This is a genomic window from Bacteroidota bacterium (assembly GCA_018831055.1).
Classification (GTDB): Bacteria; Bacteroidota; Bacteroidia; order Bacteroidales; family B18-G4; genus M55B132.
This window is the reverse complement of the sequence record JAHJRE010000227.1, coordinates 1-8,050: the sequence shown is the minus strand read 5'-3', so window position 1 is coordinate 8,050 and position 8,050 is coordinate 1. Positions and strand designations below refer to the sequence as shown.

Annotated in this window: 7 protein-coding genes; 2 read left to right on the top strand and 5 right to left on the bottom strand. The window is 45.5% G+C overall.

The genetic code is table 11. The features are described 5' to 3' along the window. The 5 genes from KKA81_14925 to KKA81_14905 form a co-directional block, all read right to left on the bottom strand. Positions 1–454: hypothetical protein (locus KKA81_14925; protein ID MBU2652220.1), on the bottom strand; the 454-nt coding region annotated here is incomplete at its 3' end. Positions 455–575: 121 nt separating this feature from the next. Next, the gene (locus KKA81_14920; GenBank protein ID MBU2652219.1) at positions 576–1,508 is read right to left on the bottom strand and encodes a squalene/phytoene synthase family protein; all 933 of its coding nucleotides are present in this window, start codon (positions 1,506–1,508) and stop codon (positions 576–578) included. Positions 1,509–1,519: 11 nt separating this feature from the next. Beyond that, on the bottom strand, positions 1,520–3,007 hold the full coding sequence (crtI, locus tag KKA81_14915) for a phytoene desaturase (GenBank protein MBU2652218.1): 1,488 nt from the start codon (positions 3,005–3,007) through the stop codon (positions 1,520–1,522). A 57-nt stretch (positions 3,008–3,064) separates the two neighbouring features. Next, positions 3,065–4,432, bottom strand: coding sequence for an LPP20 family lipoprotein (locus KKA81_14910; protein MBU2652217.1), 1,368 nt, complete (start codon positions 4,430–4,432; stop codon positions 3,065–3,067). Then, positions 4,429–5,742, bottom strand: a complete 1,314-nt coding sequence (locus KKA81_14905; protein MBU2652216.1) for a hypothetical protein — start codon at positions 5,740–5,742, stop codon at positions 4,429–4,431. Before KKA81_14905 ends, KKA81_14910 begins: the two co-directional genes overlap by 4 nt. Before the next feature lie 159 nt (positions 5,743–5,901). Here KKA81_14905 and KKA81_14900 point away from each other — a divergent pair, with 159 nt between their 5' ends. Both KKA81_14900 and KKA81_14895 read left to right on the top strand, forming a co-directional pair. Then, positions 5,902–7,161 carry a VWA domain-containing protein gene (locus tag KKA81_14900; protein ID MBU2652215.1) on the top strand — a complete coding sequence of 420 codons (1,260 nt, stop codon included), beginning with the start codon at positions 5,902–5,904 and terminating at the stop codon, positions 7,159–7,161. A 20-nt stretch (positions 7,162–7,181) separates the two neighbouring features. Next, positions 7,182–8,050, top strand: an 869-nt coding sequence (locus KKA81_14895) for a DMT family transporter (GenBank protein MBU2652214.1), incomplete at its 3' end; no start/stop codon positions are given.

Here is an 8,050-nt window from a genome sequence, read left to right as displayed (position 1 = left end):
TCAACTGGGTCGGCCCCGCCTGCAAATTGCCCTGCTTGTCGTAAATCGTATAAGTGACATTGATGGTTTGCATGTAATGATCCGGGCCGGCTGTCCCATTACAGTCCGGTGGGTTGGAAAATGAACTTTGTCCGCTGAAATTCTGGATGATACCGTCAATGGCCCGCACAGTACCCATTTCCTGCTGCCAGGCCGGATCCGGACCTTTGGGGAGAGCCGTTTCGGCAAAAGGATAATCCCTGTCCTTGAGTTCCTTGTTTCTCTTTACCAGGGCATCCTGTTTGATGGCTTCCATCTGTTCCGGGGTCATTACGGGAAAATCCCTCAATGGCCCGATAACATCATGATATACAGCTGTGCTGATTGCCGTCGGGGATACGGTGATATCCTGTGCGTTAATACTAAATACCGACATCAAAATGGTGATGAAGGTGAAAGTAATGGTTTTATTCATATTTGTGCTGGTTAACTTTGTATAATAAAAAAGTCAGAATGCGAAAAAATCGCAAATTATCTTTGTAGTAACAAATAAGAATGGGAATTGTTCTGATCTTAGGGATCTCTATTGGTTTGAATTAAAGAGCGTTGGAGCTTAAACAATGAAATACCCTCGCCTTTACCTCTTCAGATTCGGGAATTAATTCTTCGGATGTGAAAAGACCATTTTCGGGATCTATCCTTTCAAATATCTGCAAATAAAGATCGAAGATCAGTTTTAGACTGAATATATAACGGGGAGGGATTTGAGACTCCAACCTTTCGACAGCTTTCTGGGTTTCAACCCTGTATGTGTCTGCTATTCCTTTGTATTCCCGGATCATATCCCTGAAATTCCCGGTGATTTCGCCACCTGCGGCAATCTGCTCAAGGTCACCTTTAGAAAGGTCGTGTTTCTCAAGCATGTCGGCAGCAAAATAATTCAGGTGGTCGAGCTGGTCTTTTCGAAAATCCCTGATGATATGGACAATATAGCTGAAAAGCGCGCAGGGCCTTGCCATGTTGCTTATATCGGGAAAATTCTGGATGTAATGTCCGTTTTGCCTGTCGAGACAGCATAAATGCACAAAAACTGAAGCCGGACCGTTGGAGGCTCCTTCGGAATATGCAAGGAATTGCTCAAAAGTCTCGAATCCATTATGATGAATATCATGCATCATCGATTTGGCAAAATTATGAAAGTATAGTAGCGGTATCCTGAATTTGGTTATGGTTTCCAGGACTTCATCCAGGAAGGGATCATTTGAATCCTGGCCCTGCAGGCAGGATATCCAACGGGTTACCTGATCGGTAAAAAGTTGCTTGTCCATGCAGGAAAGTGTAATTGTCAACGCCTTACGGTCGTCGATCATATCATCGATCCTGCGCATGAATTTATAGCAGGTTTTAGCTGCATCAAACCTGTCTTTTTCCCAGAAGTGCGCAGCAATCAGTATGTTGGGGTGCTTTTGGATATTCTGGAAATCGATTTGATCAACAATATGAGTAATATTTTGATTATCAGTATTCATTATCTGCAAATTTACTGAAAAGGAAAGAACTTCAGGATTTTCGCGGCAGTTAGTTTGGCTGAAAGCAGGGCCATAGGGACACCGTTTCCGGGATGAGTGCTCCCTCCGGTGAAAAACAGGTTTTTATATCTTTTATGCTGGTTGTGAGGACGAAAATACCCCATTTGCATTAAATGATGGCTGAGGCTGCCGAAAATCGCTCCCCGGGATAAATTGAAAACCGCTTTCCACGTCATGGGCTGATAAACGCTCTCAAATTTAATATGATTCTCAAAGCCGGGTAAGCCTTCGTCAGATAATCTTGTTAGCACTGCCTTCCGGTTTTCCTGCCTGATCTTCTCCCAGTCGTATTCCTTGTCGCGGCGTAAATAATCGAGGGGAACGATGATGGAAACGGATGCCTGTCCTGCCGGGGCCGCTGTAAGATCAGATTTTACCGGGGAATGCAGGTAAAAGCTGGGCTCATATGCTTGCTCATCTCCCCGGAATACTCCTTCAATATTCTTCCTATAATCCGGTGATACGAATACGTTGTGCTGTTCCAATTCCGGGAAATCTTTATCCATCCCCCAGTAATACACCAGTGCCGAACAGGTGTATTTCATTCGTTCCAGCTTACGAATATAGGGGCTTTCAGGAAGCAGTTCATTGTAAATATAGGGGAGGTCGGCGTTGGATACAACTATATCAGCATTCTCTGTTTCTCCGTGTTGAAGAAGTACTCCCGTAACCCGGTTGTGCTCTGTGAGTATTTTTTCAACGTCCGATTTGTAACGAAACTCAACACCATTCCCAATGGCAATGTTTACAAGGCTTTCCACAACCCTGTTCATTCCGCCTTCGGGGTACCAAACGCCTTCCGTTAGTTCCAGGAATGGAAGCATGGCGAAAATGGCGGAGGCATGGTATGGGTTCTGACCCACGTAAATATTCTGGAAGGTAAATGCAATGCGGAGTTCCTCAGAGCTGAAGAAACTGGCCGAACGTTTGTAATGGTTGCTGAAAGCACGCGTTCTTCCCAACATGATCAGGTTGGGGATGTTGATGAAATCAAAGATGTTATAATAATTGACATCGATGATGCGCTTCATGGCCAGCAGGTATGAACGGTAACTCTCATCCATGTACCTGAGAAACGAAGGATAGCTTCCGGGTTCCATCTTTTCAAGCTGGTTACGCATCCCGGCAAGGTCGGATGTAAAACGGAGTTCTGTTCCGTTGGCATAACGCAGACTGTATACCGGATCCATCCTGAATAGGTTCATTTGCTCTTCCAATGTTGTGCCGAAATCATTATAAATGCTCCGGTAAACCTCCGGCATCATCAGAAGCGTTGCACCCAGATCGAAACGATGCCCTTCTCTTGTGAAGCTGGCGCAACGGCCACCGGGGAAGTTGTTCTTCTCAACGACCAGGACTTTATATCCTTGCCTGGAAAGATAAATGGCTGTAGTAATGCCCCCAATACCCGCCCCAATGATGATAACCTTTTTGTTCATAAAAATTTTAGGATTAACGCGACAAAACTAATCAGACTTCCTTATATGACAAGCGTACTAAAATAATTTGTGTATCACCTCCACGATAACCCTGATCCTGATATCCTCAACCCCCTTTTGATAAGCATTACGCTCTGCAGTGAGGTAATCTTGTCCTTCACCGCTTATGTCACGTGATGAATAACTGTACAGGGCTTTCTCCTCTTTATCGCTTGTTACAAGAGTGTATTTCAGGATGGATACGGATTTATTTCCGGAAGCCTCGCCCTGACGGGTGTCTGCCTCGATCCGTACAACGAAATCAGCAGTGGATTCTGTTGAAGAGACTGACAGGTTCCTGGAATATAATTCTGAAATAAAAGCCTTTTTCAGGATTTGATCTGCAGATTTTCGCCCAAGATTCTTTTCATCGGATTCCACAAAAAACGATGGCTGTGTGATCCGGATTTCCATGCTGCAGGATGGGATGAGCATGTTCCACATGATTTTACGCAGAGTCAGGTCAAGTGTGGAGGATCTCAGTATCTCCTCCATGTCGAGACTTGCAATAAACTGTACCGGTGAGCTTTTGGTGGTGATCTTATCGATGCTGAAGCCAAACTCCCCTTTCTCACCGCTGATCGCTTTGCCGTTTACCAGCGGTTGCGCGGTAAAGCCAGCGGATACAGGCATTCCTGAAATGGGCTTACCTTCATTGTCGCTGATCCGGAAACTGAGTTCTTCCGGTGTCAGCGGATAACCTCTGACAGCTGTAATGCTTTTATTTACAGGATTTATGCGAATTTCATCCAGCATCACTTCAACTTCCGTTACCAGGAAGTTGGCCAGATATACCTCCCTGCCATCAATGTTTGTCAGCAAAGGCTCGTGTAAGTGTTCCCTAAGTTCATCCAGGCCTTTGATCAGTGAAATAAGCGTGTTCCTGTAGTCACGGGCGCCCCGGTAACGAACGGCATTTTCATATTCAGCTCTGGCTTTGTCGATCGCAATACCGGTCTTCTCTTTCTTCAGCTTTTCATGTAAGGATTTCGACAAACGATAGTAGACCATGTAATACTCATCGTCTTCAAAGGAATCAACCATTTCATAACCTGCAAGGTACTCTTCACTTCGAATATTGATCTGTGAACTGTAATATTCCGATAGGTTAAAATCCACTTCCACCGTCCTGAGCATGGAATTACCCGATACTGTGACAGAAATCTCTTCGGCCAGATTGTTCAAAGCGTTCTGCCGGGCTGTTCTTTGGTATTGTTCCATGCCGGCATTTTTTCGGGCGGATCCGATCCCTGTGTAATAGCCCTCCTCAATTGGTTTTTTCCTGGCCCAATCAGGCCAATCAGACTGTACTTTGCTTAACTCTCTCCCTGATCCGCATCCAAGGAACAAAAGGAGAAATAAAATAAAAGAGAGGTTCTTCATCATTCGGGATTGTATGCGTTTATCTTTCCAGCAATCCGGTTCGCGGCATCCTGGATCATATCTTCTTTCAGCGATTCAATGCTTCTGATCTGCCGGGTATCACTTAGCAGACGTTGCAGATTTGACTTTGCCCGGTAATTGTCCCTGATCTCATCCTTATCAGATGCCTTGTATTGATACTCCCAGTAACCCGGAATCAGTTCGCCCTTACCCCCGGTAAATTCCACGTAATGCATCTTATCCGATTCTGCCAGGGTAAAACGGTCAACAGAAAGCACCTCCCCGGTTTCCCTGGAAACGAGCTTGTAACTTATGGATGAAGATACGGAATTCGTTTTCTCATATTCCTGGTAATAAACCTTGTCATACTTCGTCCGTGTCTCTTCTAATCCGGTTTCGGGATTTTTAACTTTATATTCCTGTTTCAGGAATCCTTTCATCTTTGTTGATTGCAGGGGGCCTGCCAGGGCTTTGTAGTCCTGTATTTCACAGGAAAGTATGGCTTTCGCGCTACCGGCCATGGCCGGATCGATTAACTGCAGGAAAGGGTTACTCAGACGAGCCAGTCCCGACTGAAGCTCATTTTGCAGGGCACGACTGACCTGCGGATCGGCCGGCAGGTTTCTTACCGGCAGCAGAACGATCGTAACCCTACCTTCTTCAAGGGATTTGTCCTGCAAAAGTTCAGCGTTCTTATAGTTTCCCGACCGGTGCAGGATCATCCCGAAAAGATCATATGCCTTCCTGAATTTTTTCTGATCCATTGCTTCTAACGCTGCCCTGTAATCCGGTTCATTCCTGGCTTCATGGTAAAGTGCCTTCACATCTTTGTAGTTGTCCTCCAATACTATGATCTCCCTGAAAATTGCCGCAGCCTCCTGAAAACGCTCTTCCTGCAACAAACGATAACCCGTACTGTACCTTTCCGAAAGGTGTGTGCTTTTGACATCATCATAATACTGTTCATACTCATGAGGAAATATCAGGTCAACACCGAGTTTGTCAACATCATCTGCGTATTTCCGGGCGTCGAGATAAGCATTTACAGCAGTTTCTACCTGGTTGTTCTTATAAGCATTGTAAAACCTGCCAAGTTTATCATCCAGGACAAGCTGGCCGGTTCTTTTCAGTCCGATGATGGCAGGTACATTGTCTTTCTTTTTAAGTAAAGCCCGGAAATAATAATCTGCTGCTTCTGTGACCATCCCGGCCTGCTCCAAATCATAGCCTTTTTTTGCCAGTCGCTTTGAAACGCAGGAAGAAACAAGCAGGGCAAGGATGGAAAGCAAAAGCAAGTAACCGATGTTTTTCATACAGTTTTTGGGCAAATTAATAAAAAAAGGGACTCCATCCTACGGGATGGAGTCCCTTTTTTTTACCTCCCCATACTAAACCAGTCTCCGGAAAAGTTAATCCCTCATGGTTCTTGTTTCAGGATTTGCTAACTTTGGTCAAAATTAATCCCTGTTATTATGAAAAAATCCGCTTTCCTTCTATCAATGGCCGCTTTGATCTTAGTGCCCATGATTATTTCCCTGAATTCCTGCAAAAAAGACGACGATAACGAAGAGCAGGACGCTCCCTTGCCAGAAAACTACTACATCATGGAAAAGGAGTTTATGAACACGGAAGATCCCTGCTTTGTCAATGTTATGTTCCAGGTTGTGAATGGTTATGGAAAGGGCATCAGTAACCTGACTACGGAAAATTTCACGGTTTATGAGGATAACCAGGCCGTTTCACCTACAGAGTCGGCTTTGTCAATCATGAAAAAGGATGCGGTTCCCTACCAGCTCAGGACCTTGCTTATGATCGATAACAGTGTGAGCGTAGGCAGCAACCTTGCGGATATCAAGAAAGCTGCCAAATCTTTTGTTAAAAATATTGAAAGCAAGCAAAAGATTGCCGTTTATGTGTTTTCAGAAAACACACAAATAATTCAGGAATTTACCAGCGATACGGTGAAACTTAATGCGGCCATTGACGGTATCCAGCTTGGATTGGCCTCTACCGACCTTTACGGTGCTATCATTACAGGGGTTAGTAAATGGACCGACGTTTACAGTGATGATAATATCGAACAGGGTTATATGGTTCTGTTCACCGACGGTCGCGATACACAAGGCTCACATACACTCAATGAAGCCCTCACTGCAAGAGGGAAAAAGCAGGTGTTTTCACTCGGACTGGGTGCAGAGATCGATCCCAATGCCTTGCAACAGATAGGGAATGCAGGATACTTTAAAATTGAGAATATCGAAGACCTCTCAGCTAAATTCATTGATGTGCAGGAAGATATCCGTAACCTTGCCAATAGCTTTTATTACCTGTACTACATGAGCCCGAAAAGAGGGGATAAGGTTCACACACTGCGTCTGAATATAAAAGGGAATGCAAACGGTTCCGAGAACGGTTACATCACCGGTCAGTTCAACAGTCAGGGATTTTACTCCATGACCCAGACCCTGATGATCAATCACGGGCAAAGCCAGGTCGTTCTGACGGTGCTCGATTCTTATACTTTGTCGGCCGTCACTTTCCTGCCGAACAATACACCTCAGTTCTCCTGGACCACCTCCGATGCTTCGGTGGTTACCATACAGCCCCAGGGCGGAGATAACGCCAATGCCGTGATCACCGGGGTAGGGCAGGATGGCCAGACTGCAATCATCACCTGCAACGATGAGGCCAATTCTCTCACAACAACCATTAGTGTTGTGCTCGAAGATTGATAGTCGCATAGTAGGTCAAAATGCCTCCTGATCCGCGCCTTAAAGGCTACTCCCTGGCTTTGCTGGCAACGCTTGCCGGTTCTACGGTTTACATCTTCAGCAAAGCCGCCCTGAACCAGGTCAGCCTGGCGCAATTCGGAGTGTACTGGTTTGCTTTCGCCATTTTTTGGAATGTGCTGTATGCGTTACGCCTGCCGAAATTCAGAGCCTTTCCCCTGATCAGGGGCCATTCTCTCAGGATGTTGATGCTGATCGGAATTATTGAGCTGATTGCTACAGGAGCATTCTATGCGGCAATCAGAACATCTGAAAACCCTGCCATCCCTTCCTTCCTGAGAAATATGGAGTATATTTTCGTGACCCTCATGGGAGTTATGATCCTGAAGGAAAGATTTACCATCATGGAACTGATCGGCGTTATTCTGACGTTTTCCGGGGCATTGGTTATCAGTTACAACAGGGAACTGACCTTGACTTCATTTATAACCGGAACATCCGGATTTATGCTGCTTTCAACATCGTTTTACGGGGTGAGGACCATTATGGTAAAAACCCATATCCGTGCACTCACCCCGAGCATCCTTGCGATTAACCGGGCACTTTTCCTGTTTACGACTGCTTTTCTGATCCTGATGATCCGCGGTGAGTCACTTGAAATCCCGACCCGGGTTATGGTAAATATCGCTATCGGTTCGTTTTTCGGACCATTTCTAACTTCAATCGGACAATACAGCGCCCTGAAATATATTGAAGCATCACGGCTTGCCATTTTACAAAGCACTACAGCTATGTTCGTCCTTATTGGTGCTTACCTGATCTTCGGACGCTTTCCGCTGGGATATCAGCTTGCTGGTGGTGCAATGACTATCGCAGGACCTATGTGGCTGCT

Bases quoted from the DNA above. Each gene is read 5' to 3' on its own strand.
- KKA81_14920 (MBU2652219.1), bottom strand. From the start codon at position 1,508: ATGAATACTGATAATCAAAATATTACTCATATTGTTGATCAAATCGAT.
- crtI (MBU2652218.1), bottom strand. From the start codon at position 3,007: ATGAACAAAAAGGTTATCATCATTGGGGCGGGTATTGGGGGCATTACT.
- KKA81_14910 (MBU2652217.1), bottom strand. From the start codon at position 4,432: ATGATGAAGAACCTCTCTTTTATTTTATTTCTCCTTTTGTTCCTTGGA.
- KKA81_14905 (MBU2652216.1), bottom strand. From the start codon at position 5,742: ATGAAAAACATCGGTTACTTGCTTTTGCTTTCCATCCTTGCCCTGCTT.
- KKA81_14900 (MBU2652215.1), top strand. From the start codon at position 5,902: ATGAAAAAATCCGCTTTCCTTCTATCAATGGCCGCTTTGATCTTAGTG.